Here is an 800-nt window from a genome sequence, read left to right on the forward strand (position 1 = left end):
GCCGCCGCCGGCGACAAGCCGCGCACTGAGGCCGCCAAGGACACGTCCAAGGATTCTGCAAAGGAGCCGCCGAGCCCGCCGCCGCAGACCGCGGCCGCCGCATCGCTCGTGCAGCAATCGCCGGCCATGAATTCGGCGTTGCCGACCATTCCGCTGGTGCCGTCCAAGTCGATCATGGCGCCGCCCGATCCGGCTGCATCGAAATTGATTCAGCCCGAGACCATCGAGAAAGCCGCGGAGAAGAAGGCCGAGCCGGCGCCCGCCCCGACCGAAGTCGTCGCCACAGCCGCAAAGCCGCCGGAAACAGCCGAGAGCGAATCCCCCGCGATCGCGGTTCAGCAGACGCGTTTCGCGATCGATCTCGGCGGCGCCAATTCGGTCGACGGCCTGCGCGCGCTCTGGCGCGGCGTGACCAAATCCAATCCGGACGTCGCGGCGCTGCGGCCGATCATCATGATCAAGGAAGGCGCCACCGGGCTCGGCATGCAGCTCCGCCTCGGTGCCGGCCCCCTCGTCAACGCCGCCGCCGCCGCAAAATTCTGCGCGAGCCTCGCCGAGAACGATCGTCACTGCGAAACCACCGTCTTCGACGGCCAGCGCCTGTCGATGCGCGGCTCGGAAAAGACGCAAGACAAGGGACAAGAGAAGTCTCAAGACAGGGTGCAGGAGAAGAACTCGGAGAAGAACCAGGACGCGGTCCCGCAGGCCGAAACCGCCCCCGCGCCCAGCGCAAAACCCGAGAAGCCGCAGCGCCGCCGCAGCTACTCGTCAAAGCGCTCGAAGCGAGAGGAGCCAGCGCC

General features: G+C 67.8%; 1 pseudogene. It reads left to right on the forward strand.

Annotated elements, in window-relative coordinates:
- A pseudogene (locus tag MOV74_RS39405) lies at nucleotides 1-800 on the forward strand (hypothetical protein); the annotation flags it as partial.

The organism is Bradyrhizobium sp. SHOUNA76 (assembly GCF_023006445.1).
In the GTDB taxonomy this organism is placed as follows: domain Bacteria; phylum Pseudomonadota; class Alphaproteobacteria; order Rhizobiales; family Xanthobacteraceae; genus Bradyrhizobium.